The organism is Candidatus Stoquefichus massiliensis AP9, assembly GCF_000455285.1.
GTDB classification, from domain to species: Bacteria; Bacillota_I; Bacilli_A; order Erysipelotrichales; family Coprobacillaceae; genus Stoquefichus; species Stoquefichus massiliensis.
In genome coordinates this window covers 85,955-109,215 of the sequence record NZ_HG005284.1, presented here as the reverse complement: position 1 = coordinate 109,215, position 23,261 = coordinate 85,955, and the positions used below count along the sequence as shown (strand labels likewise).

Below are 23,261 nucleotides of genomic sequence, written 5' to 3'. Positions count from 1 at the left end.
ATGCCTATAGGAGTTATAATAAATGCTGCTTCTGTTTTGTTTGGGGGTATTGCAGGAGCATTAGTTGGACATAAGTTAAGTCCAAAATTTAAAACAGAAATTAATCTTATTTTTGGTGTATGTTCAATGGGGATGGGAATTAGCACAATTGGACTGATGAAAAATATGCCAGCAGTTATTTTTGCGATTATTATTGGGACAGCTATTGGATTAGCACTTCATTTAGGTGATTGGATTAATAAGGGTGCAGCCCTTATGCAAAAGCCAATTGCTAAAATATTTAAAAATAGTTCTGAGTTAAGTGAAGATGAATTCTTAACTCAACTTGTGACAATTATTGTTTTATTTTGTGCTAGTGGTACTGGAATCTATGGTTCGTTAACATCAGGAATGACAGGAGATAACTCTATTCTTATTTCTAAATCAATTCTTGATTTCTTTACAGCAGCCATCTTTGCATGTCATTTAGGATATGTTGTTTCGATTATTTCAGTTCCACAATTCTTAATCTTCTTTGTATTATTTTTATGTGCAGGTCTTATTTTTCCATTAACAACGCCTGATATGATAGCTGATTTTAAAGCTTGTGGAGGATTTTTGATGTTAGCAACAGGATTTAGAATGATTAAAGTCAAGAATTTTCCAATTGCTGATATGATTCCTGCCATGGTTATTGTTATGCCATTAAGTTATATTTGGATGACTTATATTATGGCTTTGGTTTAGTATGAAAAAAATTGTTGTAGGTATTAGTGGGGCGAGTGGGATGCCGCTAGTGATTCGTTTATTAAAGATATTGCAAGAACAAGAGAATGTGGAAATACATTTGGTGATAAGTCGTGGGGCAGAAATGACTATTCTTCAAGAAACAAATATGACAATAGAAGAAGTGAAAAATTTAGCTGATGTTGTATATGATAATAATAATATTGGTGCAAGTATTGCGAGTGGAACGTTTGAGACGGATGGCATGATTGTGATTCCTTGTGCTATGAAGACAGTTGCAGGAATTGCTCATGGATATTCTGATAATTTATTATTAAGAGCCTGCGATGTGATGATCAAAGAACAAAGAAAATTAATTTTAGTAACAAGAGAATCACCTTTGTCATCAATTCACTTAGATAATTTAGCTTATTTATCTAAAATATCTAATATTATGATTATGCCACCCATGTTAACATACTATAATTTACCTCGAACAATTGAAGATATGGAAACACATTTGATTGGTAAAATATTGGCTCAATTTCATCTTGATGTGAAAAACTTTAAACGTTGGCAATAAAAAGAGCAGTCTTAATGGCTGCTCTCTTGATATTGAATGGGTTGAATTGTTTTCACAAACTCTAATATGGCATCTTTATGAATCAAATCTATTGAGTAGTAAAGATGAACATTACCTTGAATGTTTTCTTTAAATGATAATATATGAACGTTTTTAAGATGAAAGATATGTAATGATTTTTTCATGACCAATCCAATACCTTCATTTTCACTGGCTGCACTTAAAATCGTTTCTAAACGACCATGTCTAGCAATTTGTGGATTAAAACTTGCTTGATGACATGCTTCAATCGCTAGATTTGAGATTGTTGTATATTTTGGTGGCAGCAAAATTTTTTCATCTTTTAATTGATCAATAGATATTTCTTTAAAATGAGAAAGAGAATGATACTGAGACACAACAGCAACCAATTGATCTTCGTAAAGCAGTATCTTATGAAAAGAATGCAGTTCTTCATAGTCTCCTCTTAAAATATAAATATCATAATCATGAAAATCAAGTTTATGATGAAGATCACGCTCTTCAATTTCATCAATTATAAGATGAATATGAGGATGATTTTGAGAAAAATCACTTAATTTATGTGCTAAATCATATTGTGAAAAAATGGGCAGCATTGCAATTCTAATTGTATTTCTATTTTCTTCTTTTATAGTTTGTAGATGTTCAGTCATCTTTTCATAATCTTTTAAGATGTTTTTTGTATCTTTTAAAAGTTGTTCACCAACATATGTTAAAGTAATTTGGCGATGACTTCTATCAAATAAGAAGACACCTAATTCTTGTTCTAATTTTGCAATTTGTTTTGATAATGCAGACTGTGTAATATTCATTTCTAATGCAGCCAATGAAAATGTTTTATGTACACTCACTGCATAAAAGTATTGTAATTGATCAATTGTCATAAGTACCACCTATTCTGATATGGAATAGTATACCATAGTTTTAAAAGAAAGGAAATGAACGATGAGAGAGATTTTTATCAAAAGAACAATGAAATGGATGGGTAAAGATTTAGTCATTCATATTCGAAATGAAAATGGGCATATTGGAAGTGTTGTAATAGGACAACCATATGTTAGAGATGATCAAATTCATGTCACATTCAATACATGGAATCAACTTGGACATAAAGATGATATTGTAGCAACAATGTATGTCAAAGCTGCTGTATTAAAATATGAATGTGTTGTCACATGTGTATGTGGAGTTCATTTAGATGATATTACTCCTGAAGAAATGCAGAAAATACTCACATGGGTAAAAAAAGATATACAAAATTTATAGGTTATGCCTTGGATTTGTAATAGTTGAAATAACTACCAAAGTTTTCCTTTCCTAAGTAAACTGTATTCCTTGTCAAGAAGTAGCTTCACAATAATTGCGATAAGAGCTATCACTAATGAGAACATTTCATAATCGCTCATGTCTCACCACATCCGTTGCTTCAAATTTCTCTTATGAGATATCTATTTCAACAGAGTTTATGATCTCTGGCCTTTCGACCAAAGCATACCTACCGTTATGATTATTTCATGATACTATTATAGCACAGAGAAAACTTTATATTTATAGCGGATTTGCTAATAAGAACTATGAAAGTGGAATAAAGTATCGCCAAAGAAACGAAATGGAATAAATTCCGAAAATAACTTGATTTATGGAATTTATTGTATTATACTATAAATGTGAGGTGAGAAGATGAGAGAAAGAAAGCAAATTGATGTAACAAAATATCAAGGGAACTTTGATGTTCAGTATAGCCCAGTATCGTCAACATGCAAGATGGATATCTTTCTACCAGAAGGGAATGGACCATTTCCAGTCATTGTTTCTATTCATGGTGGTGCATTTAAAAAGTGTGATAAACGTGATGAAGAAATGATTTTAGATATGCTACATGGATTAGACAAAGGCTATGCAGTGATTGGTGTGAATTATCGTTTAAGTGGTGAGGCACAATTTCCAGAACCAGTCAAAGATATCAAACAAGCCATTCGTTTTATAAAAGATCATGCTGATGAGTATCATTTAAACAAAGATAAGATTGTTGTTTGGGGTGGTAGTGCTGGTGGATACTTTAGTTTGATGGCTGGACTGATTGATTGTTATGATATGTTTGACGATGAGTATTCAAGTACAACGGATACTAAAATTCAAGGTTTAATAGCATGGTTTCCACCAGTGAATTTTGCAAATATGGATGATCAGTTAAAAGAGTCAGGATTGTTGAAAGATTATCCAGATCATGATGATGAACAGTCACCTGAATCATTATTTATCGGTGGACCTATTACTCAAAATAGTGACTGCGTTCAAAAAGCCAATCCAGAAACATATTTGCATATAAATGTATGTCCTATGTTCATTCAGCATGGGCGAATTGATAGAATAGTCCCCTATCAACAGTCAGAAGATTTTGTAAAAAAGGCCAAAGAATGTGGCATTCAAAATATTCAATATGAAATCATTGAAAATGCAGATCATGGTGATTTGTTATTTAGTACACCAGAGAATATAGCAAAAGTATATCAATTTATAGAAAAATGTTTACGTTAATACCAATGGAAGTTGGTATAAAAATTTAGTTTAATATGGAATGAATTCCAAATACAAAATATAAAAAGGAAAAAATAAAGAGGGAGAGAAAATGGAAACTTTAACAAATGTATTAGAAAAAGTTTTGATGCCGATATCTTCGTGGGTATCAGCAAACAAATCATTACAAGGAATTGCCAAAGGATTTATGCGAATTTTGCCTGTAACGATTTTAAGTTCACTATTTTATTTAATTGCTAATTTTCCAATTACAGCTTGGACTGATTGGTTAACCAGTTCAGGAATTGGAAACTATATTTTAATTCCTTATAATGTCACAATGGGATTATTTGCTTTGTATGCAGTGTTTGCGATTGCATATAGTTACGCTCAAAATGAAAATTGTGATGGGTTATCAACAGGAATTATTGCATTGATCTGCTTTTTGGTTTTAACACCATATGTCACTGATATTAAAGGTGCATTATTTGCTGAAGGTGACTTGGCTTATAGTTTTGGATGGTTAGGGAGTAAAGGATTATTTGTTGCTATGTTAACAGCAATCATTGTTGCCAAAGTTTATTGTTTATTTGAGAAAAAAGGTTGGACAATTCATATGCCTGATGGTGTTCCTCCTTATGTTGAACAATCATTTGCATCTTTAATTCCTGGATTTATTTGTGCAGGTGTTTGTGGGATTGTTGCTTATGCATTGAGTTTAACATCATTTGGGAATATTCATGAATTGATTTATCATTATTTACAAACACCTTTAACAGCTTTAGGTGGATCTATTTGGGGATATTTAATTGCTACTGTATTAATCCAATTATTATGGTGGTTTGGAATTCATGGCTTTAATGTTGTTATGGGAGTTATGATGCCAATTTTCTTAGGAATTGATATGGCAAGAATGGCTGGTGAGACGACAAATCCGATTGGTATGAGTTTAATGACAGTTGTTGGACAATCAACAATTTGTTGTTGTATTATTATGCTCTTCTTCTGTAAGTCTAAACAATTAAAACAAATTGGTAAGATTGCAACACCAGCAGCTTTATTTAATATAGGTGAACCTATTGTCTTTGGTGTTCCTAATGTTTTAAATCCATATATGTTTATTCCAACCGTTATATTGGTACCAATCGTTACAAACTTATTCTTCTATTTTGGTTTTGTAAGTGGCATTGTGACACCTTTATCAGGTGCTCAGGTTTCAATGCAAGTGCCAGTTATTCTTTATGGCTTAGTTCAGGGAAATTGGATGGTTGCTCTATGGCAAGCTCTAGCTATTCCATTAGGGATTATCTTATTCTTACCATTTTATAAGATGTATGACAAAACCTTGGTTGAAAAAGAAAATGAATTGGAAGGACAGAAATGAATAAAAGATTAATTTTAAATGCTGATGACTTTGGGTTAACGGCTGGTATTAATTATGGTATTCTTGATGCTTATCTTCAGCATTCTATATCATCTATAAGTCTAATTGTGAATGCCCCTCATAGTCAAGAAGCAATAGAACTTATGAAACATTATCAGATTCATTGTGTTGGTATTCATGTGAATATAACACTTGGCTATCCGATATCAAAGATCCAAGACATTCCTTCCTTAGTTGATGAATCTGGATGTTTTCATAAGAGTGACTGGTGGGAAACTCATCAAGCAAATGTTGATGAACTGATATTAGAGTTTGATAGTCAAATTGCTTTATTTGAAAAATTGACAGGTCAAAAACCAGGGCATATTAATTATCATCATCAGTATGATTTTTATAAGCATTATCCTGCACTAGCAAAACATCTGTTTACTACGTATCAATTACCAATGCGATTAGAAAGAGAGGAAGAGGGCTATTCGTATGAATATGCTTTGAATCAAGCATATTTTATGCAACCTGAATTATCAAAATTTAAATCTTATTTAACGACAGATTTAATTGAAATGCCTTGTCATGTGGGCTTTGTAAATCAGGAAATCATGAAAATCAGTCAATTGAATATGGAAAGAATGAGAGACTATGCATTAGTAACATCAAAAGAATTTCAAAAGGTTTATCAAGATTTAGGATATCAGCTTGTTGGTTGGGATACTGTAATGAAAAAGTAAGATCAAAGTTTACTCTTTGAACTTACTTTTTCTGACTTAAAAGCTTTCATTATTTGTTCTAAATGTTGTTGGTTTGATGTTGTTAATAAAGCAATTGATTTTGTAAAAGAATGGACAATATAATCAATAACCCATATATTAGGATCAATAATTTGTGTTTTCAAATATGCTAAACGTTCTTTATTTATTTGAGTCTGATATTCTTTTTTTCTCTATTACATCTTTATTGTATTGTTCTTTTAATAAAGGAGAATAAGCAACTAGTGTCAGCTCACGATAGTGATGAAGATATTCATGTAAATCTTGATTCATAGCTACTTGAGGATAGGAATTGGCATCAGTAGTAGGTGTTAGGTAACTATATCTTTGTTGAATAGCACTAAAGAAATGAACATTATTTTCGGCACATATCTTTCTGGCACTTTCAATCCATCATGCATAAAAAATGGCTACAGTCTATTTATTTCTTTAATTAATCTCTGATCTACTAAATCATTAAGTGTTTGCATAACTTCAAATCGTAGTATTGAAAAATCATCTAAATGTAAATAAAGAAGATCAATATAATCAGTTTGAAGATTTTGTAGTGATGTTTGAACAGATTTTTAATTGTTTTCTTAGATAATCCTTCCATATTTGAAAAATCATTTTGTGATAAATTCTGAGGACGAGCACCAACTTTTGTTGCAATAATAATTTGTCCCCTTATTTTTCTTGTTTTTAACCGTTTTCCAATAGTTATCTTTTTCATTGTATACTTCGCTTTCATATCCCATTATAAGAGAGAATAAAAAAAGTACAAGATGGCACTTTAAAGTATAAATTGGAGAGTGATTTTATGGATTACAATGAATAGGAAGAAGGATGTCCATTACTATTAACACAAAGAATTATTTTGGGGAAATGGAGATGATCAATTATCTGGTTTCTGAATCAGTATGGAACAATGCGTTATTCACGTTTGAAAGAAGCATTTGAAGATTCACAATTAACTTAGAAAATGCTGACACAGCATCTTAAAGAATTACAAAAAGATAACTTAGTTACAAGACATTGTTATAATGAAGTTCTTCTAAGAGTAGAATATAATTTAACTGAGTTAGGAAAAAGTTTTGTACCAGTCATGCAAGCTATGGAAAATTGGGGTAAGTTTTATATTGAACAATGTGGTTTGTTTCATGAAGAAAGTTTGATAGATAGAGATAAATAAATTTGTTTTTTCATAATTTAAAAATATTTTTCTTATCATGAAAAATAAAGATAAACTCACATGAATTTATGTAGTATAATAAAAGAAAAGGAGGATATAATCATGGGATTTAGAGAAGATTTTTTATGGGGTGGAGCAGTAGCTGCACACCAATGTGAAGGAGCATGGCAGGAAGGAGGAAAAGGAATCAGTTGTACAGATGTTGAAACGGCTGGTGATAATGTGACAGGAGCACCTCGACGTTTAACTGATGGTATCATTGAAGGAGAAGATTATCCAAATCATGTTGGGGTGGATTTCTATCACCGATATAAAGAAGATGTGAAGTTATTTGCTGAAATGGGATTCAAATGTTTTAGAACATCTATTGCATGGACAAGAATTTTCCCTAGAGGTGATGAAGAAACACCTAATGAAGCAGGGTTACAATTTTATGATGATTTATTTGATGAATGTCATAAATATGGTATTGAACCTGTTATTACTTTATCACATTTTGAGATGCCTTGGGCATTAGCGAAAGAATATGGTGGATTTACTAATCGTGCTGCTATTGATATGTTTGTCAAATTTGCTCGTGTTTGTTTTGAAAGATATCAGCATAAAGTGAAATATTGGATGACATTTAATGAAATTAATAATCAGGCTGATGTGAATCAGCATAACTTGATTCAAGAAGGTGCAGTTTTATTAAAAGAGGGTGATGATCCTGAATATTTAATGTATTTATCTGCTCACTATGAATTAGTGGCTTCAGCATTAGCAGTTAAAGCTGCTCATGATGTGAATCCTAATTTGCAGGTTGGATGTATGATTGGGATGAATGCTGTTTATCCAGCATCACCAAATCCTGAAGATGTGATGAACGCATTAGGAGCAATGCATCAGAAGTATTGGTATGTAGAAGTTCATGCAAGAGGACATTATCCTGCTCATATCTTAAAGAAATTTGAAAGAAAAGGATATGACTTTATTACTGATGAAGATAAGAAAATCTTAGAGAATGGTAAAGTTGATTATATTGGATTCTCATATTATATGTCATTTGCAACACAGTATCAGGGACGTAATGAAAAAACATTTGATTATGTGCCAGAAGATTTTGTCAGAAATACATATTTGAAAGCATCTGATTGGGGATGGCAAATTGATCCATTAGGATTGCGTTGGTCTTTAAACTGGTTTCATGACCGTTTTGAATTACCAATGATGATTGTTGAAAATGGGTTTGGAGCTTATGATAAAAAAGAAGCTGATGGAACAGTTAACGATCAATACCGTATAGATTATTTAAGAAGTCATATTGAAGCAATGAAAGATGCTGTAGATTATGATGGCGTAGATTTATTGGGTTATACAATGTGGTCTCCAATTGATATTGTTTCTGCATCTACAGGTGAATATGATAAACGTTATGGTTTTATCTATGTTGATTATAATAATAATCACGAAGGAGATTTTTCAAGAAGCAAGAAGAAATCTTTTGACTGGTATAAAAAAGTTATTGCAACAAATGGAGAAGATTTATCAGATTAGTGCTCTTATGAGCACTTTTTTAAAACTTTTTATATAATTAATGTATCTAATATATGAAAAGTTAAAAGAGGGATATTATGAAAAAAATCATATTTTTATTAAGTGTTTGTTTATTGATAGACTGTAGACAATCTACACTACAAAAAATACTCAATCATCAAAGAGTCAGACATATTTAATAGAAGAAACGGCGATGATTGGTGATTTACATATTTTAGGATTAAAAAATAATTCATTATTTGAAAAAGCAACATTTTATGCAATGCATGATATGTCTTTTGATATGTTCATGAATAAAAAATGTGTCTCAACCCAAGGACATATGTTAACCATATGAGAAGCTATTACAAACAATCCATATCAGCAAATATATTTAAATCATGGCTATCAAGAACTAGAATGGATATCTATGCAAATGTTTATTGAGAAATATAGCAATATTATTGATATCCTACAGAGTAAACTACCTGGTGTGAAAATTTATATTCAAAGTCTTGGTACTATATCTGATAAAGATATATCTGAAAAGAAAATAAATTGTTATAATAAAGTTCTTAAACAATTATGTTTGCAAAAACAAGTGCCTTACTTACAAGGCAGTTCTTTTTTACAGACAAGAATGAAAAATGATGAACAAAGACATAACTATTATGATTATAATATATACCAGTTATGGTGTCGTGAATTAAGTCATGAAATAAAACTAGTGGGGGAAATAGAATGATTGATGAAGAAAGTGAACTGATACAAATGATTCAAAGATATCAGGATGATTTTTATCGGTTGTGCTTGACTTATGTTAAGGATTCGATGGCAGCAATGAATATTGTACAAGATGCTATTATCAAAGTTATTTTAAATTATCCTAAATGACGGAAAAAAGAATATTTAAAAATATGGTTTTTTCGCATATTGATAAATGAATGTAAACTCTATTTACGAAAGAAGAAAATTGTAGAACCTTTTTATGAAGCATCAATTGCATCACAAACATTAGACATTCAAATAACATTAGAGGTTTGGGAAATGATAGAGAAATTACCATTAAAATACAGAGATATTATTTATTTAAGATATTATGAAGATATGTCATTATTAGAAATATCTCAAATTCTACATGTGAGTGTGAATAGCGTAAAAACGAGATTATATAAAGCTTTAAAAGCAGATTGGGAAGAAGAAATTGAAAATGAATGTTAAAGCAGATGAAAAAAGATTATCAAAATATAGATATACCAGACAATTACCATCTCAAAGTACAGGAAACTATTCATTATGGGTATAAACATCAAAAAGTAAAAAAATCTTTTTCAAGTCGTTTTAGTGGCATGCTGTGTATTTATTTTTGTTTTAAATACAAGTCCCGTTTTTGCAGCGACTATTGCAAAAATTCCTTATTTAGGAGATATTTGTCAAATCTTTACATTTATTCATATTGAAGAAGATGAAATAAAATCATACATGTCAATGCACCATCACTTTCAGAAACTGGACACAGTGAATTAGAGAAAAAGATTAATGATGAGATACAAATGGTAATTGATCGTGAAGTAAAAGAGGCTTCTCTTCGAGCAAAAGATTATTATCAAGCTTATATTGATACAGGTGGAAAAGCTGAAGAGTTTATTCCTGTCTCCTTAAATATTGATTATGAGGTGAAGTATAAACAGAATTCTATTGTCTCTTTTCTGATTGAAAAAACAGAAACATTAGCTTCTTCTTATCAGGAATATCTATACTATAATATTGATTTAGTAAAGGGAAAAGTGCTATCTTTAGAAGACTTGGTAGGAAAAGATTATCAAAAGAAGATTGCTGATGAAATCAAACAACAGATTGCATGTATGCCTAAAAATCAACGTTTTTACTATTTTAATGATGTAGAGATTGAAGATTTTATGAATTCTCAACGTATTTTCTATATTAATGAAAATGGTCAATTAGATATTAAGTTTCAGAAATATGAAATTGCAGCAGGATCTGTTGAATTTATTATGCTTATTTCTTTTTTAATAAATCATATTGAAAAATAATTTTATTTCTAATTATGAAAATTGGTTTCACAAAATGAAAAAAGTAAAGATGAGAAAATAAACGATAGTATACTAAAATAGAGGTGAAACATAATGAAGAAATTAAGAAAAGAATTTTTATGGGGTGGTGCAATTGCTGCTAATCAGGCTGAAGGGGCATATTTAGAAGATGGGAAAGGTGTCAATGTAACAGATGTCTCAAGAGGATTAATGTATGATGCTGATGATCAAGTCATTGAGGGAAAATATTATCCATCACATGAGGCAATAGATTTTTATCATACGTATAAAGATGATTTAAAGTTAATGAGTGGAATGGGGTTTAATTGTTTTCGTACAAGTATTTCATGGGCTAGAATTTTTCCTCATGGAGATGAGACAGAACCAAATGAAGCCGGTTTACAATTTTATGATGATATGTTTAATGAAATGTTAGAACTTGGGATGGAACCTGTTGTTACGATTTCACATTATGAAACACCACTTTATTTATATAATACTTATGGTGGCTGGGAGAATCGCAAACTGATTGATTTCTTTGTGAGATACTGTGAAGTTATTTTTGATAGATATAAGAATCAGGTTAAATATTGGATGACTTTTAATGAAATTAATAATGTGCATACAATTCCTTTTGCAGCAGCTGCTATTAAACCAGAGAAAACAAATCATCCTATGCAGTGTAAATTTCAAGCAGCTCATAATATGTTTGTAGCGAGTGCTAAAGCAAATAAATTATGCCATGAAATGATTCCTGAAGCACATATTGGATGTATGCTCTCATTAAGTGGTGTGTATCCAAATACATGTAAACCAGAAGATGTTTTAGGAGCATATCAATTAAGAAGACGTTCTTTATTTTTTAGTGATGTGATGATGAGAGGTTATTATCCAAGTTATACAGAACGCTGGTTTGAAGAATTTGATGTTCATTTAGATATTCAGCCAGGAGATTTAGAGATCATGAAAGAATATCCTAGTGATTATTTAGGATTCTCATATTATCGTACAACAACTTATAAAGATGGAATGCCTATTTTAGGACATACTGGTGGTATTGTAGGTGAAAAGAATCCATATTTAAAAGAAACACCTTGGGGATGGCAAATTGATCCAGTTGGATTTAGATATGTTTTAAATGAATTATATGACCGTTATCAAAAACCATTATTTGTTGTAGAAAATGGTATGGGAAATGTTGATAGATTAGAAAATGAAACAGTGAATGATGATTATCGTATTGATTATATGAGAGAACATATTCAGGCAATGAAAGAAGCAGTAGCTGATGGTGTTGATTTAATTGGTTATACGTATTGGGGACCAATTGATATTGTGAGTGCTGGTACTGGTGAAATGAAAAAACGTTATGGTTTTATCTATGTAGATAGAGATAATGATGGTAATGGAACGTTAAAAAGATATAAGAAAAAATCTTATGACTGGTATAAAAAAGTGATTGAAAGTAATGGTGAAGATTTAGATTAGATGGTTCAAAAAAAGAACCATCTTTTTAAATGATGATTCCCTGATGAATGAGCCTTGATAAAGTTTTTTTATATTCTCCCATAGATTCAAAGTTTGGATTCTCTAGCCACTCTCTTAGTAACATAATAAAGCCACCAATATAAATATTTAAACTTCTTTCTATTTCCTTAGATACACCATATTCTTTGGTTAATTCATTAAGAATAACTCTTTTCACATCATGATAAAAATAGAAAGAGAAATCCTGATTTGCTAAAACACAATAAGTTTCATAATCTTTCTTTAAAATATCAATCGTTTTATCTAACAATAAATCAATTTTATCTACTAGCAGTTTTTCTTTATGTTTTTCAGTAAAATGAATTAACTGATTTAAAAAATCTCTCTGAAAACTTTCCCATAAATCAAGGGTATCTTTATAATGAGCATAAAAAGTCCCACGACTAATATCAGCAAGATGGATAATATCAGTAACAGTAATTTTAGTTGCTGGTTTTTCTTTTAGCAATTGAATGTACGCATTTTTAATCAAAAGCTTAGATCTGGTGGCATTACGATATTCAGTTCTCATTATTTTTCCCTCCAATACTATACAATTTTTAAGAATTTATCTAATATTAAATAAATTTGAAAATATTGCATATTGTTGTTTTTGTTTTCTAACATTATAATATAAATAGAACAAAAAAGGTACATATTTAATAAAATACCTGAGAGGAGGTAGACTTATGACAAATTGGAGTCTCATGAATCATCGCTTACAAAGATTAACATTAAAGGTTTTTAGAAAAATCTGTAGTAGCCATGATATCGTTATTGGTGATGGAGATTTAAAAGTTATACTTCGTATCATCAAAAACAATCCTTATCCTGTTTTAAATGAAGAATATACTCCAATATTATTGTTTGAAATATCGAAAGAAACAAATCCAAAGATATGTCGTCAATTCAAACCAATTATAGAAGAAAAATATTTGATTCAAGAAATGGAATAGTGGAGGAAGTATGTTAAAGGATGATTGGTAAAAGGGCACTTTTAGAAAATGAGAAAAGTGTCCTTTTATATTGTGTATAAAAAGACAAAATGGTAGAATAACTAAGATATGAAAGGGTGATGAATATGAAAACAATTGCGATTGTTGCAACTGGTGGAACGATTGCAGGAACAGGCCAGCAAGGAAAGACTGTTGCTTATCGGGCAGGTGAAATGAATGTGGATGAAATTATTCAATCAATTCCTATGATACAAAATATTGCACATATTAAAGAATATCAGTTAATGAATATTGATAGTAATGAAATGAATCCACAAAGATGGATAGTATTATCCAATACAATCAATGAAATAGTTAAAGATGAGCATATAGATGGTGTTGTTGTGACACATGGAACAGATACACTAGATGAAACAGCTTATTTTTTAAATTTAACGCTTCATACAGAAAAACCAGTTGTGATTACAGGAGCCATGCGTCCAGCAACCGCAACGAGTGCTGATGGACCTTATAATTTATATCAGGCAGTTTGTTTAGCAACTCATAATGAAGCATGGCATCAGGGTGTTATGGGACTTTTTTCGAATACAATTTACTCAGGTAGAGATATTCAAAAGGTTAACAATTATAAAGTTGATGCTTTTGATCAGAAAGCTTTTGGATGTTTAGGTTATATGCAAGATCATGAAGTTTACTTCTTTTCAAGAACATTTAAGATACATACGATTGATTCTATGTTCTCAAAAAGAGTATTAAAGGATTTATCATCTGTTGGTATTGCTTATTTTTATGCAGGAGCATCTAGTCAGTTATTATATGATTTAGCAAAGTTTCATCATGGGATCGTTTTAACAGGATCAGGTAGTGGAAATTATAATCGGGAATGGATGCGCGCTATTGAAGATTTATCCTCACAGGGGATTGTTTTTGTACGCTGTTCAAGAGTTGCGCAAGGAATTGTTTTTGATGATGAAATTTTTGATCCACAGCATTGCTGTATTCCAGGAAATACATTAACACCACAAAAGGCAAGAGTTTTATTAATGCTCGCTTTAACATATTCATTAAATCATGATGAGATAAGGAAGATATTTAATGAATATTAAACAAAAAGGTATTGTATTTACTGTTATTTCAACAATTATATTTGGAATTACGCCAGCTATTGGCAAATTCACTTATAGTATGGGAAATAATGGTATACAATTAGCTTTCTTAAGACATTTGTTTGTGGTACCTTTGTTTTTATTTATTGTCTTGTATCAGAAGTTATCTTTAAAAGTGACAAAACAGCAATTCAAAGATATTTTAAAAGTCGGATTTTTTGGAAATACGTTAACCGTTGTTTTACTTTATTCTTCATATAGTTATATAGGTGTTGGAAGTGCTACAGTTCTTCATTTCCTTTATCCTTTATTTGTATGTATTATGAATTTTATTTTGTATCAGCAAAAACTCAATCATAAACAAATCTTATGTTTGGTCTTAGCAATGGTAGGTATTTTATGTTTTATTGAAAAATCAGCATCTTCTATGTTTGGATTTTTACTTGCTGTAGGATCTGGAATATTCTTTGCATATTATATGATTGGCATGGATCATTCAACAATTCGTTATATTAGTCCTTATGTTTTTAACTTCTATTTGGTGATCATGAATAGTACAGTTATTTTACTTTTAGCTCTTATAACAAAGAGTCTTTCAATCATGCCACTATCTGGATATCTGTTATCAATGGTTGTTGCAGTTTTTACATCATTGATAGGTGTGGTTTTGTTTCAAAAAGGCATTTGTTGTTTAGGGGCATCTTTAACAGCTATTCTTTCAACCTTAGAACCTATTACAAGTATTATTGTTGGCATATTGTTTTTAAATGAGCAATTAACTCTCATGAAGATTGTAGGATGTTTATTGGTGTTGTTATCAACATTTATACTTGTTAAAAATCAGGCTCAGGGAGAGAAGGTATGACATTAGAAGAACTTATTTTAGATTTAGAAAAAACAACTTCATTTGTACTAGCTATTGATGGAATGTGTGCATCAGGGAAGTCAACACTGGCAGCTTATTTACAACAAAGATTAGATGCTCATGTTTTTCATATGGATGATTTCTTTTTGCCTTTCCATAAACGTACACCAGAAAGATTATCTGAACCAGGGGGTAATGTAGACTATGAAAGATTTTTAGAAACTGTTTTAATGCCTTTGAGTCAAAAACAAACAGTTCATTATCAACCCTTTGATTGCTCTATTATGCAATTGAAACAGAATGTTTTAGATGTTCCTTATTACCCACGCAATATCATAGAAGGAAGTTATGCTTTACGACCTGAATTCGTTCCTTATTATACGCATTGTCTTGTTTTAAAAATCGAACCAGAATTACAAACAAAAAGAATTAAAATACGGAATCCTCATCAAATCACTCAATTTCAGCAAATTTGGATTCCTTTAGAAAATAAATATTTCCAATATTATCGTATCTATGAAAAATATCTTGTGATAAAGGATATACATATATCTTTATAGAATGCATATACTATATGGGTGATATAATGATTTTAAATGAAAATGAAGTGAAAACTTGTCTGGAATATGGATTAAAACCATTTTTAAATAAATATTCTATTATGATTAAAGAATCACAATTAACAATTAATGAATGTATTGAAATGAAAGCTGTTGTTGCTTATCAGGATCATACTTTTGATATGCAAGCAAGATTTACTTTATCTTATCAAAATGGAAAATTAATTTTTGAGAATGTTGATGGTAAAGTAGAATATTTGTTTTTACAGTTAAGTTTATTAAGTGCTTTAAAACAAATGATTCATGATGAACATTTGCTTTTTAAAGATGGATCTTGTTGTTATGTGTGTGATTTGCCAATTCAGCAACTTTTTATTAAAGATAAACATCTTTGTATAGAACTAGAAAAAACATAAGAAAAAGCGTCAGAATGACGCTTATTTCTTTAGGACTTCATCAATAAGACCATATTCTAAAGCATCATAAGCATTCATAAAATAATCACGATCAGTATCTTTTTTGATACGGCGTAATGGCTGATTCGTCATTTCTGAAAGAAGACGATTCAGTTTTTCTTTTTGCTTAAGAATATGTTTGGTTGTAATTTCAATGTCACTTGCCTGACCATTTGTTCCACCTAAGGGTTGATGAATCATAATTTCACTATTTTCTAAAGCACAGCGTTTTCCTTTTTGACCAGCAGCAAGAAGAAATGCTCCCATACTAGCAGAAAGTCCAATACTGATTGTTGACACATCGCATTTGACAAAATTCATTGTATCAAATATAGCTAAACCGGCTGAAACACTACCACCAGGTGAATTGATATACATATCAATATCAGCATTCGGATCAAGTGATTCTAAATATAAGAGCTGACTGACAATAGAACTTGCCATTTCATCATTGATTTCACCACATAACATGATAATACGGTCTTCTAAAAGTCGTGAATAAATATCATAAGCATACTCCTTAGATTGTTTTTTTAGTATAACTGTTGGAATAAAGTTCATAAGTTTTGACCTCCATAGTTCATTATAGAGTTTTATGAGAGTTAATATTCATGAAAGGTGAAGAGTTTGTTTTAAATGACACATTAAATAGAAATTTTATAAAAATTTCGATATCAAACTGGTAAAAAGTGTTTCTTTCATCAAAAATGATGTAGTAAAAAGTCTTTTTCTGTTTGGAAGTGGTTACATTACCTTTCATGTGAATTTTTTTATATAATACTTACAACTTTTATTGATTTATTTTGGTTTGTAGACTATAATATAGGCATAAAATAAATCAAGGAGGAAGTCAATAAAATGGCAGTAAAAGTAGCAATTAATGGTTTCGGACGTATTGGACGTCTAGCATTTAGACAAATGTTTGGTGCTGAAGGATATGAAGTTGTCGCAATTAACGATTTAACTGATCCAAAAATGTTAGCACATTTATTAAAATATGATTCAGCACAAGGTAGATATGCATTAGCTGATAAAGTAGAAGTAAAAGAATCTTCTATCGTAGTAGATGGAAAAGAAATTGAAATCTACAAAGAAGCAGATGCTTCTAAATTACCTTGGGGGGAATTAGGTGTAGATGTAGTTTTAGAATGTACAGGATTCTATGTATCTAAAGCTAAATCTCAAGCTCATATTGATGCAGGAGCTAAAAAAGTTGTTATCTCTGCACCAGCAGGAAATGATTTACCAACAGTTGTATTTGGTGTAAATGAAGGTATCTTAAAAGCTGAAGATACAATTATTTCTGCAGCTTCTTGTACAACTAACTGTTTAGCACCTATGGCTAACGCTTTAAATAACTTAGCTAAAATTAAATCAGGTATCATGTTGACAGTACATGCTTACACTGGTGACCAAATGGTATTAGATGGACCTCATAGAAAAGGTGATTTAAGAAGAGCTCGTGCAGCTGCTGTTAATATCGTTCCTAACTCTACAGGTGCAGCTAAAGCTATTGGTTTAGTTATTCCTGAATTAAATGGAAAATTAATTGGTTCAGCTCAACGTGTCCCTGTTCCTACTGGATCTACAACTATCTTAACTTCAGTTGTTGATGGTGAAGTTACAGTTGAAGAAGTTAATGCAGCTATGAAAGCAGCAGCAACTCCATCATTTGGATATACTGAAGAACAATTAGTATCTTCTGATATTATCGGAATTAACTATGGTTCATTATTTGATGCAACTCAAACTATGGTTAAACCATTAGATAACGGAACTACTGAAGTTCAAACAGTTGCTTGGTATGATAACGAAAATTCATATACTTCTAACATGGTTAGAACTATTAAATATTTTGCTGAATTAACTAAATAATGATGAAAAGAACACTTCGGTGTTCTTTTTTTTGCATTTTTTCTGATATTGTATATAATATGTGTATTAGAGGGTACAAGGTGATGAAGATGAAATATTTAAGAAAACTATGGATTGGAGTTATCTGTTGTTTGACTATGGTATGCTGCTTTATGATTGTTCCGTTATATGCAAAGGAAACAATACGGGTAGGATGTGTAGACTTAGAGAAATTCTTAAGTTTGCATACTGATGGATCAGTGAGTGGCTATGGGGCAGAATTTTTAGATGAAATTCAAAAGTATACACATTGGAAATATGATTATGTTGAAGGAACATGGGAAGAGTGTTTAGATTGGCTTGAAAAGGGTGAGATAGATTTATTGATGCCTGCCCAATATTCTGAAGAAAGGGCTGAAAAGTTTTTATTTAGTCAAAATAAATGCTGTCAAGATTATGTAGCATTAATTGCTTTAGAAGAGCGTGATGATTTATTTTTTGATGATCCACAATCATATCAGCAGCTTCAGATTGGAATGATTAAGGGAAATTATCTCAATCAGATCTTTGAAGATTATGTAAAAGAAAATCATATAGATGTTCAAAGGCAGTATTATGATGATTTAACATGTTTAAATAAAGCATTAGAAGATAAAGAAGTAGATATGATTGTGAATTGGAGTATGAATGATTATAATCATAAAAAATATATAGCAAAACTAGGATCATTGCCTGCATATTTTATGACATCAAAAAAGAATATGGAAGTCCTAAAAAAATTAGATCAGGCCCTTGCTCAAATTGAATTAAATAATCCTTATTATGTAGCTAAGTTACATGAAAAATATTATGGTGATACCACACGAAAATCAATTGGTTTTACAAAACACGAACAACAATACATTCAAGAACATCCTCAGTTAACTATAGCTATAGAAAATCATGACTATCCTTTAGAATATTATGATAAACAGTCAAAGCAATACAAAGGCGTTATGATTGATTTAATGAACTTAATAAGTAAAAATAGTGGTATTGATTTTCAAATAATAGATACTCAAGGAAAATCAGCTTGGAATATGGTAAAAAATAAAGAAGCAGATATCATATTAAGTTCAACTGTATCACAATCATTACAAAAAGAATATCATATGAATTTTACAGATTCTTACTATACAAAAATGAGTTCCCTTGTTGCCCGCAAACAAACACAAATAGATGTAGATGATCATTTGAAAATTGCGATGTTAGGGTCAGAACCAGGACTCATATCTTTTACTCAGGAAAAATATAGTCAATGGGAGATTATTGAATACGATACAGCAAATGAATGTTTAGAGGCTTTAAATCAAAAAAAGATTGACGGAGCTTTATTGTCAACACTTTATTTGCATAGTTATCAGGTGTTTCAAGAATATATTGATTTAATGGAGGTTTTACCAAGAATAGTTGAAGCACCTATTTCTTTAGGTTTAAATAAAGATACTGATGAAATTTTAATCAGTATTCTTAATAAATCTATTCATAAGATGAGTGATAAGGAAATAGATGCGATTGTAATTGAAAATATGCTTGGTCACATTGATACAATATCTTTACAATCCTTTATTCAAAATCATCCACTATTGATTGCAGCTGTTTGTGGAATTGTTATAGGGTTGATTGTTTTTATTGTTTTAGAAATACGATTTAATCGGGAAATTCTTAAAAAGAATAAATTATTGGAAGAAAAGAATGGTGCTTTATTGAATGCTAAAAAAACGGAAGAGACTTTAAAACAGAAAATGCGTATGGATCCTTTATCTGGATTATTGAATAAAGTGAATACGAGTGAATTAATAGAGGTGTATTTGGATGGGCATCAGGGAAGTTTAATGATTATAGATATTGATCATTTTAAGAATATTAATGATTCATATGGTCATTTGAGTGGTGATCAGGTGATTAAAGATTTTGGTAATCTGCTGAAAAGACATTGTCGTTCTACGGATATAGTTGGTCGTGTTGGTGGAGATGAATTTGTTGTGTTTTTTAAAGATATTTATGACAAGGAAACAATTACATTGAAAGCACAACATATTATCGAAGATTCTCAAAAAATTATGGAACAAGTTTCCTGTAGTATTGGAATTGCCTGTTATCCAGATGACGCAACGACTTATGAAGAACTTTATGAAAATGCAGATCAGGCATTATATTATGCCAAAAATTCTGGTAGGTCTTGTTTTTGTTTTTATTGTAAGGTTGACAAAACATCACAATAAATGCTTTTCTATTGCATATTTTTTGACCAATGAAAAAAGATATAGTATGATAATCAAAAGAAAGAGAGGAGGAAAAACATGAATACATCAATTGTATTAGGTTTACTTATTCCTTTTTTAGGAACAACATTGGGTTCATCATGTGTCTTTTTCATGGCTAAGAAAATGAATACATTAATACAGAAAATTCTGTTGGGATTTGCTTCAGGTGTCATGGTTGCGGCGTCAGTCTGGTCATTGTTGATTCCTGCAATAGATATGTCAGAATCTCTAGGGAAATTTGCATTTATGCCAGCAGCTATTGGTTTCTTGCTTGGTATTGCTTTTCTCTTAATATTAGATCATACAATTCCACATATGCATTTAGACAATGAAATTGAAGGAAAGAAAGCAAATTTAAAAAAATCAACAATGTTAGTTTTGGCAGTTACACTGCATAATATTCCTGAGGGAATGGCAGTTGGTGTCGTTTTTGCAGGCGTTATGATTGGGAACAGTGAAGTTTCATTGATGGGGGCAATGGCTCTTGCGATTGGTATAGCAATCCAGAATTTTCCTGAGGGAGCAATTATTTCAATGCCTTTAAAAAGTGAAGGAATGAGTAGAAAAAGGGCGTTTTTATATGGAACGGCTTCTGGTGTTGTTGAACCTATTGGAGCTGTTGTGACTATCTTACTATCAAAATTTGTTGTTCCAGTATTGCCTTATTTACTAGCTTTTGCAGCTGGAGCAATGTTGTATGTTGTTGTTGAAGAATTGATACCTGAGGCATCGGAAGGTGAACATTCTAATGTTGCGACGATTGGATTTGCTATTGGATTTACTGTAATGATGATATTGGATGTGGCATTAGGATAAGGAAATATGTTATAATAAATAAGGATATGAGGTGATGCAGATGGATTTGCATGAATCAGGTGAAATGTATTTAGAAACGATTCTTATGTTGAAAAAGAAAAATGAGTATGTACGCTCGATTGATGTTGCGCATGAAATGAATTTCTCTAAGCCTAGTGTTTCTAGAGCAATCAAACTTCTTAAGGAATCAAAACTACTGACAGTAGATCAAAAAGGATATATTGATTTTACAGATGATGGTAGAAAAATTGCTGAGAAAGTATACAATCGACATACAACACTTACGCATTTTTTTGTAGGACTAGGTGTGAGTGAGAAACAAGCTGAAGATGATGCCTGTCGTTTAGAACATATTATAAGTGAAGAAAGTTATACATGTATTAAAAAGTATTTATCAAAGCAGTCGTAAAGATTGCTTTTCTTGTTTTATGATAAGAAGTTGCATATTTGTGTGTATATATGCAACTAAATGTGATATAATGTATAATATAGTGAAATGTTTTCTTAATTCATAGAAATATCTCTATTGATTTTTTATGTATTGGATTAATTTGCTTATATAAAGTCAATATTTCTCATATGAAGTCATTGAATTAATAAGACTTCAAGGTTATATTTTGATGAAATATATGGTAAAATAAGGAAACGAGGTGTAATTATGGACGATTTTAATTTTGAATTTGAAAATAAAAAGAAGAAAAAAATAAAAAAAGAACCACTCTTTATTCTTATCTGTATTATATGTTTTGTTGTTGGAGGAATTGGAGGTTATTTCATACATGGAACAAAGGAAACAAATACTAATCTTGAAGGAACAGTTTTTGATCAGATAGGGGAAATAGTAGACAATGATTTTGTTGATACTGCTGATAGTCAATATAGTATGAATGAACGTTTATTAATGGGGATGGTGGCTGGATTACAGGACCCTTATTCGGCATATATGAATCAGCAGCAATCTCTTGATTTAGAAACATCTATTAATGGATCGTTTCAAGGAATTGGTGTGACTTATACAGCTGTTGAAGAAAAAGGAGCACTTCTTTTAAATGTTTATCAAAATACACCAGCAGCTAAAGCTGGACTTTTGGCAGGAGACATCATTACTCATATTGAAGGAACTTCAATAGCTGATTACACATCTGAAAAAATAAAAAATGCAATTCAGGGTGAGAATGGATCAAATGTATTTTTAAAAATATTACGTGATGGAAAATCAAAGGAAATATCAGTTAAGCGAGGAAGTGTAGAAACTTCAGTTGCATCTGAATTAAGAACGACTGTTTCCCAAAAGATAGGCTATCTATCTATAACAACTTTTGGTGAGGGGACTAGCATTATGATTGAAGATGCATTGAAAACTTTTCAAAAAGAGAATGTAAAAAATTTAGTGATTGATTTGAGAGATAATGGTGGTGGTTATTTACAAGCCGCTCAGGATATCTTGGATTTATTTATAAAAAAAGATGAGATTCTTTTTAGAACTCAATCAAAGCAAGGAAAAGAAGAAGTATATAAGGCAACGGATAGAGAAAAATATAATTTTGAAAATGGATATATATTGGTGAATCATGATAGTGCGAGTGCTTCAGAAGTTGTGACATCTGCACTTCAAGAAGTTTTAGGGTATAAAGTCATTGGAGAGACAACTTATGGAAAAGGTGTTGTTCAAACGCAAAAGACATTATCAGATGGTTCGATTTTAAAATATACTCATGCGAAATGGCTGACTTCTAAAGGTGAGTGGATAAATGAAATTGGAATAAAGCCAGATTATGAAATAGATACGACTACTATTCATGATTTTGGTTTAGCAAAAATGGAGAAGACTTATCATTATGATGAAGTTGATAGTAATATCAAATATATGCAAGAAATTTTAAAAGAATTAGGATATGATGTTGATCGTCAAGATGGTTATTTTTCTAAAAAGACAGAAAATGCATTAAAAACTTTTGAAAATGCTTATCAGCTGAAAGATGATGGACAATATGATAAAAATGATTCACTTATCTTATTAAGCGCATTAGCTTATCATGTTTATCAAAAACTGGATGATAAGTGTTATCAGAAAGTTATAGAATTAATGAAGTAAAGGG

The 23,261-nt window shown here is 30.8% G+C and carries 29 protein-coding genes; 24 read left to right on the top strand and 5 right to left on the bottom strand.

Annotation, left to right across the window (positions count from 1 at the left end; all coding sequences use genetic code 11):
• Both BN350_RS00580 and BN350_RS00575 read left to right on the top strand, forming a co-directional pair.
• Complete coding sequence (locus BN350_RS00580; RefSeq protein WP_028041857.1) at nucleotides 1-726, top strand: DUF554 domain-containing protein; 726 nt, start codon at nucleotides 1-3, stop codon at nucleotides 724-726.
• Nucleotide 727: 1 nt separating this feature from the next.
• The gene (locus tag BN350_RS00575) at nucleotides 728-1,288 is read left to right on the top strand and encodes a UbiX family flavin prenyltransferase (protein ID WP_028041856.1); all 561 of its coding nucleotides are present in this window, start codon (nucleotides 728-730) and stop codon (nucleotides 1,286-1,288) included.
• A gap of 11 nt (nucleotides 1,289-1,299) precedes the next feature.
• On the opposite strand, the gene BN350_RS00570 is transcribed toward BN350_RS00575, so the two are convergent.
• Nucleotides 1,300-2,193, bottom strand: coding sequence for a LysR family transcriptional regulator (locus BN350_RS00570; protein WP_028041855.1), 894 nt, complete (start codon nucleotides 2,191-2,193; stop codon nucleotides 1,300-1,302).
• 61 nt (nucleotides 2,194-2,254) lie between these two features.
• Here BN350_RS00570 and lpdD point away from each other — a divergent pair, with 61 nt between their 5' ends.
• The 4 genes from lpdD to BN350_RS00550 all read left to right on the top strand — a co-directional run bounded on the left by lpdD (nucleotide 2,255) and on the right by BN350_RS00550 (nucleotide 5,938).
• Nucleotides 2,255-2,575: a prenylated flavin chaperone LpdD gene (gene lpdD, locus BN350_RS00565; RefSeq protein WP_044600002.1), complete on the top strand. Its 321-nt coding sequence runs from the start codon at nucleotides 2,255-2,257 to the stop codon at nucleotides 2,573-2,575.
• Nucleotides 2,576-2,989: 414 nt separating this feature from the next.
• Entirely contained in the window at nucleotides 2,990-3,847 is an 858-nt protein-coding gene (locus BN350_RS00560; protein WP_028041853.1) for an alpha/beta hydrolase, read from the top strand.
• A gap of 91 nt (nucleotides 3,848-3,938) precedes the next feature.
• On the top strand, nucleotides 3,939-5,210 hold the full coding sequence (locus BN350_RS00555; RefSeq protein ID WP_028041852.1) for a PTS sugar transporter subunit IIC: 1,272 nt from the start codon (nucleotides 3,939-3,941) through the stop codon (nucleotides 5,208-5,210).
• Nucleotides 5,207-5,938: a carbohydrate deacetylase gene (locus BN350_RS00550; RefSeq protein WP_028041851.1), complete on the top strand. Its 732-nt coding sequence runs from the start codon at nucleotides 5,207-5,209 to the stop codon at nucleotides 5,936-5,938. The genes BN350_RS00555 and BN350_RS00550 overlap by 4 nt, the downstream gene beginning before the upstream one ends.
• Before the next feature lie 449 nt (nucleotides 5,939-6,387).
• On the opposite strand, the gene BN350_RS21775 is transcribed toward BN350_RS00550, so the two are convergent.
• The gene (locus BN350_RS21775) at nucleotides 6,388-6,501 is read right to left on the bottom strand and encodes a hypothetical protein (protein WP_081652822.1); all 114 of its coding nucleotides are present in this window, start codon (nucleotides 6,499-6,501) and stop codon (nucleotides 6,388-6,390) included.
• Nucleotides 6,477-6,707, bottom strand: a complete 231-nt coding sequence (locus BN350_RS00540; protein ID WP_187117083.1) for a hypothetical protein — start codon at nucleotides 6,705-6,707, stop codon at nucleotides 6,477-6,479. The genes BN350_RS21775 and BN350_RS00540 overlap by 25 nt, the downstream gene beginning before the upstream one ends.
• 231 nt (nucleotides 6,708-6,938) lie before the next feature.
• Here BN350_RS00540 and BN350_RS20760 point away from each other — a divergent pair, with 231 nt between their 5' ends.
• The 8 genes from BN350_RS20760 (at nucleotide 6,939) to BN350_RS00505 (ending at nucleotide 12,205) form a co-directional block, all read left to right on the top strand.
• Complete coding sequence (locus BN350_RS20760; protein WP_196802932.1) at nucleotides 6,939-7,148, top strand: winged helix-turn-helix transcriptional regulator; 210 nt, start codon at nucleotides 6,939-6,941, stop codon at nucleotides 7,146-7,148.
• Nucleotides 7,149-7,250: 102 nt separating this feature from the next.
• On the top strand, nucleotides 7,251-8,684 hold the full coding sequence (locus BN350_RS00530) for a 6-phospho-beta-glucosidase (protein WP_049945475.1): 1,434 nt from the start codon (nucleotides 7,251-7,253) through the stop codon (nucleotides 8,682-8,684).
• A 193-nt stretch (nucleotides 8,685-8,877) separates the two neighbouring features.
• On the top strand, nucleotides 8,878-9,021 hold the full coding sequence (locus tag BN350_RS20465; protein ID WP_155849085.1) for a hypothetical protein: 144 nt from the start codon (nucleotides 8,878-8,880) through the stop codon (nucleotides 9,019-9,021).
• A gap of 72 nt (nucleotides 9,022-9,093) precedes the next feature.
• A complete protein-coding gene (locus BN350_RS00520) occupies nucleotides 9,094-9,408 on the top strand; it encodes an SGNH/GDSL hydrolase family protein (RefSeq protein ID WP_028041848.1) in 315 nt (104 codons plus the stop codon).
• Complete coding sequence (locus BN350_RS21140; RefSeq protein ID WP_231385209.1) at nucleotides 9,405-9,557, top strand: sigma factor; 153 nt, start codon at nucleotides 9,405-9,407, stop codon at nucleotides 9,555-9,557. The genes BN350_RS00520 and BN350_RS21140 overlap by 4 nt, the downstream gene beginning before the upstream one ends.
• A gap of 21 nt (nucleotides 9,558-9,578) precedes the next feature.
• A complete protein-coding gene (locus tag BN350_RS21135; protein ID WP_261797079.1) occupies nucleotides 9,579-9,884 on the top strand; it encodes an RNA polymerase sigma factor in 306 nt (101 codons plus the stop codon).
• A gap of 254 nt (nucleotides 9,885-10,138) precedes the next feature.
• A complete protein-coding gene (locus tag BN350_RS21130) occupies nucleotides 10,139-10,717 on the top strand; it encodes a PdaC/SigV domain-containing protein (RefSeq protein WP_315968788.1) in 579 nt (192 codons plus the stop codon).
• 93 nt (nucleotides 10,718-10,810) lie between these two features.
• The gene (locus tag BN350_RS00505) at nucleotides 10,811-12,205 is read left to right on the top strand and encodes a glycoside hydrolase family 1 protein (RefSeq protein ID WP_028041847.1); all 1,395 of its coding nucleotides are present in this window, start codon (nucleotides 10,811-10,813) and stop codon (nucleotides 12,203-12,205) included.
• A gap of 25 nt (nucleotides 12,206-12,230) precedes the next feature.
• Here BN350_RS00505 and BN350_RS00500 read toward each other — a convergent pair whose 3' ends face one another.
• Complete coding sequence (locus tag BN350_RS00500; protein WP_028041846.1) at nucleotides 12,231-12,776, bottom strand: TetR/AcrR family transcriptional regulator; 546 nt, start codon at nucleotides 12,774-12,776, stop codon at nucleotides 12,231-12,233.
• 157 nt (nucleotides 12,777-12,933) lie between these two features.
• Between BN350_RS00500 and BN350_RS00495 the strand changes: the two genes are divergently transcribed.
• The 5 genes from BN350_RS00495 to BN350_RS00475 all read left to right on the top strand — a co-directional run bounded on the left by BN350_RS00495 (nucleotide 12,934) and on the right by BN350_RS00475 (nucleotide 16,147).
• Complete coding sequence (locus tag BN350_RS00495; RefSeq protein WP_028041845.1) at nucleotides 12,934-13,200, top strand: hypothetical protein; 267 nt, start codon at nucleotides 12,934-12,936, stop codon at nucleotides 13,198-13,200.
• A gap of 125 nt (nucleotides 13,201-13,325) precedes the next feature.
• The gene (locus BN350_RS00490) at nucleotides 13,326-14,306 is read left to right on the top strand and encodes an asparaginase (RefSeq protein ID WP_028041844.1); all 981 of its coding nucleotides are present in this window, start codon (nucleotides 13,326-13,328) and stop codon (nucleotides 14,304-14,306) included.
• A complete protein-coding gene (locus tag BN350_RS00485) occupies nucleotides 14,296-15,171 on the top strand; it encodes a DMT family transporter (protein WP_044600001.1) in 876 nt (291 codons plus the stop codon). The genes BN350_RS00490 and BN350_RS00485 overlap by 11 nt, the downstream gene beginning before the upstream one ends.
• A complete protein-coding gene (locus tag BN350_RS18055; protein WP_044600000.1) occupies nucleotides 15,168-15,731 on the top strand; it encodes a nucleoside/nucleotide kinase family protein in 564 nt (187 codons plus the stop codon). Before BN350_RS00485 ends, BN350_RS18055 begins: the two co-directional genes overlap by 4 nt.
• Before the next feature lie 26 nt (nucleotides 15,732-15,757).
• On the top strand, nucleotides 15,758-16,147 hold the full coding sequence (locus BN350_RS00475) for a hypothetical protein (protein WP_231385207.1): 390 nt from the start codon (nucleotides 15,758-15,760) through the stop codon (nucleotides 16,145-16,147).
• Between the two features lie 21 nt (nucleotides 16,148-16,168).
• Here BN350_RS00475 and BN350_RS00470 read toward each other — a convergent pair whose 3' ends face one another.
• A complete protein-coding gene (locus tag BN350_RS00470) occupies nucleotides 16,169-16,747 on the bottom strand; it encodes an ATP-dependent Clp protease proteolytic subunit (RefSeq protein WP_028041841.1) in 579 nt (192 codons plus the stop codon).
• Between the two features lie 297 nt (nucleotides 16,748-17,044).
• Between BN350_RS00470 and gap the strand changes: the two genes are divergently transcribed.
• The 5 genes from gap (at nucleotide 17,045) to BN350_RS00445 (ending at nucleotide 23,257) form a co-directional block, all read left to right on the top strand.
• Entirely contained in the window at nucleotides 17,045-18,061 is a 1,017-nt protein-coding gene (gene gap, locus BN350_RS00465; protein WP_028041840.1) for a type I glyceraldehyde-3-phosphate dehydrogenase, read from the top strand.
• A gap of 89 nt (nucleotides 18,062-18,150) precedes the next feature.
• Nucleotides 18,151-20,304 (top strand): transporter substrate-binding domain-containing diguanylate cyclase, encoded by a 2,154-nt coding sequence (locus tag BN350_RS00460; protein WP_028041839.1) that lies wholly within the window; start codon nucleotides 18,151-18,153, stop codon nucleotides 20,302-20,304.
• 78 nt (nucleotides 20,305-20,382) lie between these two features.
• A complete protein-coding gene (locus tag BN350_RS00455) occupies nucleotides 20,383-21,162 on the top strand; it encodes a ZIP family metal transporter (RefSeq protein ID WP_028041838.1) in 780 nt (259 codons plus the stop codon).
• 40 nt (nucleotides 21,163-21,202) lie between these two features.
• On the top strand, nucleotides 21,203-21,571 hold the full coding sequence (locus BN350_RS00450) for a metal-dependent transcriptional regulator (protein WP_028041837.1): 369 nt from the start codon (nucleotides 21,203-21,205) through the stop codon (nucleotides 21,569-21,571).
• Nucleotides 21,572-21,820: 249 nt separating this feature from the next.
• Complete coding sequence (locus BN350_RS00445; RefSeq protein WP_028041836.1) at nucleotides 21,821-23,257, top strand: S41 family peptidase; 1,437 nt, start codon at nucleotides 21,821-21,823, stop codon at nucleotides 23,255-23,257.
• The last annotated feature ends 4 nt before the right edge of the window (nucleotides 23,258-23,261 follow it).

What these genes read in the sequence shown, in the direction of transcription:
- BN350_RS00580 (WP_028041857.1), top strand. Translation starts at nt 1, where the DNA reads ATGCCTATAGGAGTTATAATAAATGCTGCTTCTGTTTTGTTTGGGGGT.
- BN350_RS00575 (WP_028041856.1), top strand. Translation starts at nt 728, where the DNA reads ATGAAAAAAATTGTTGTAGGTATTAGTGGGGCGAGTGGGATGCCGCTA.
- BN350_RS00570 (WP_028041855.1), bottom strand. Translation starts at nt 2,193, where the DNA reads ATGACAATTGATCAATTACAATACTTTTATGCAGTGAGTGTACATAAA.
- lpdD (WP_044600002.1), top strand. Translation starts at nt 2,255, where the DNA reads ATGAGAGAGATTTTTATCAAAAGAACAATGAAATGGATGGGTAAAGAT.
- BN350_RS00560 (WP_028041853.1), top strand. Translation starts at nt 2,990, where the DNA reads ATGAGAGAAAGAAAGCAAATTGATGTAACAAAATATCAAGGGAACTTT.
- BN350_RS00555 (WP_028041852.1), top strand. Translation starts at nt 3,939, where the DNA reads ATGGAAACTTTAACAAATGTATTAGAAAAAGTTTTGATGCCGATATCT.
- BN350_RS00550 (WP_028041851.1), top strand. Translation starts at nt 5,207, where the DNA reads ATGAATAAAAGATTAATTTTAAATGCTGATGACTTTGGGTTAACGGCT.
- BN350_RS00540 (WP_187117083.1), bottom strand. Translation starts at nt 6,707, where the DNA reads ATGAAAGCGAAGTATACAATGAAAAAGATAACTATTGGAAAACGGTTA.
- BN350_RS20760 (WP_196802932.1), top strand. Translation starts at nt 6,939, where the DNA reads ATGCTGACACAGCATCTTAAAGAATTACAAAAAGATAACTTAGTTACA.
- BN350_RS00530 (WP_049945475.1), top strand. Translation starts at nt 7,251, where the DNA reads ATGGGATTTAGAGAAGATTTTTTATGGGGTGGAGCAGTAGCTGCACAC.
- BN350_RS20465 (WP_155849085.1), top strand. Translation starts at nt 8,878, where the DNA reads ATGATTGGTGATTTACATATTTTAGGATTAAAAAATAATTCATTATTT.
- BN350_RS00520 (WP_028041848.1), top strand. Translation starts at nt 9,094, where the DNA reads ATGCAAATGTTTATTGAGAAATATAGCAATATTATTGATATCCTACAG.
- BN350_RS21140 (WP_231385209.1), top strand. Translation starts at nt 9,405, where the DNA reads ATGATTGATGAAGAAAGTGAACTGATACAAATGATTCAAAGATATCAG.
- BN350_RS00505 (WP_028041847.1), top strand. Translation starts at nt 10,811, where the DNA reads ATGAAGAAATTAAGAAAAGAATTTTTATGGGGTGGTGCAATTGCTGCT.
- BN350_RS00500 (WP_028041846.1), bottom strand. Translation starts at nt 12,776, where the DNA reads ATGAGAACTGAATATCGTAATGCCACCAGATCTAAGCTTTTGATTAAA.
- BN350_RS00495 (WP_028041845.1), top strand. Translation starts at nt 12,934, where the DNA reads ATGACAAATTGGAGTCTCATGAATCATCGCTTACAAAGATTAACATTA.
- BN350_RS00490 (WP_028041844.1), top strand. Translation starts at nt 13,326, where the DNA reads ATGAAAACAATTGCGATTGTTGCAACTGGTGGAACGATTGCAGGAACA.
- BN350_RS00485 (WP_044600001.1), top strand. Translation starts at nt 14,296, where the DNA reads ATGAATATTAAACAAAAAGGTATTGTATTTACTGTTATTTCAACAATT.
- BN350_RS18055 (WP_044600000.1), top strand. Translation starts at nt 15,168, where the DNA reads ATGACATTAGAAGAACTTATTTTAGATTTAGAAAAAACAACTTCATTT.
- BN350_RS00475 (WP_231385207.1), top strand. Translation starts at nt 15,758, where the DNA reads ATGATTTTAAATGAAAATGAAGTGAAAACTTGTCTGGAATATGGATTA.
- BN350_RS00470 (WP_028041841.1), bottom strand. Translation starts at nt 16,747, where the DNA reads ATGAACTTTATTCCAACAGTTATACTAAAAAAACAATCTAAGGAGTAT.
- gap (WP_028041840.1), top strand. Translation starts at nt 17,045, where the DNA reads ATGGCAGTAAAAGTAGCAATTAATGGTTTCGGACGTATTGGACGTCTA.
- BN350_RS00460 (WP_028041839.1), top strand. Translation starts at nt 18,151, where the DNA reads ATGAAATATTTAAGAAAACTATGGATTGGAGTTATCTGTTGTTTGACT.
- BN350_RS00455 (WP_028041838.1), top strand. Translation starts at nt 20,383, where the DNA reads ATGAATACATCAATTGTATTAGGTTTACTTATTCCTTTTTTAGGAACA.
- BN350_RS00450 (WP_028041837.1), top strand. Translation starts at nt 21,203, where the DNA reads ATGGATTTGCATGAATCAGGTGAAATGTATTTAGAAACGATTCTTATG.
- BN350_RS00445 (WP_028041836.1), top strand. Translation starts at nt 21,821, where the DNA reads ATGGACGATTTTAATTTTGAATTTGAAAATAAAAAGAAGAAAAAAATA.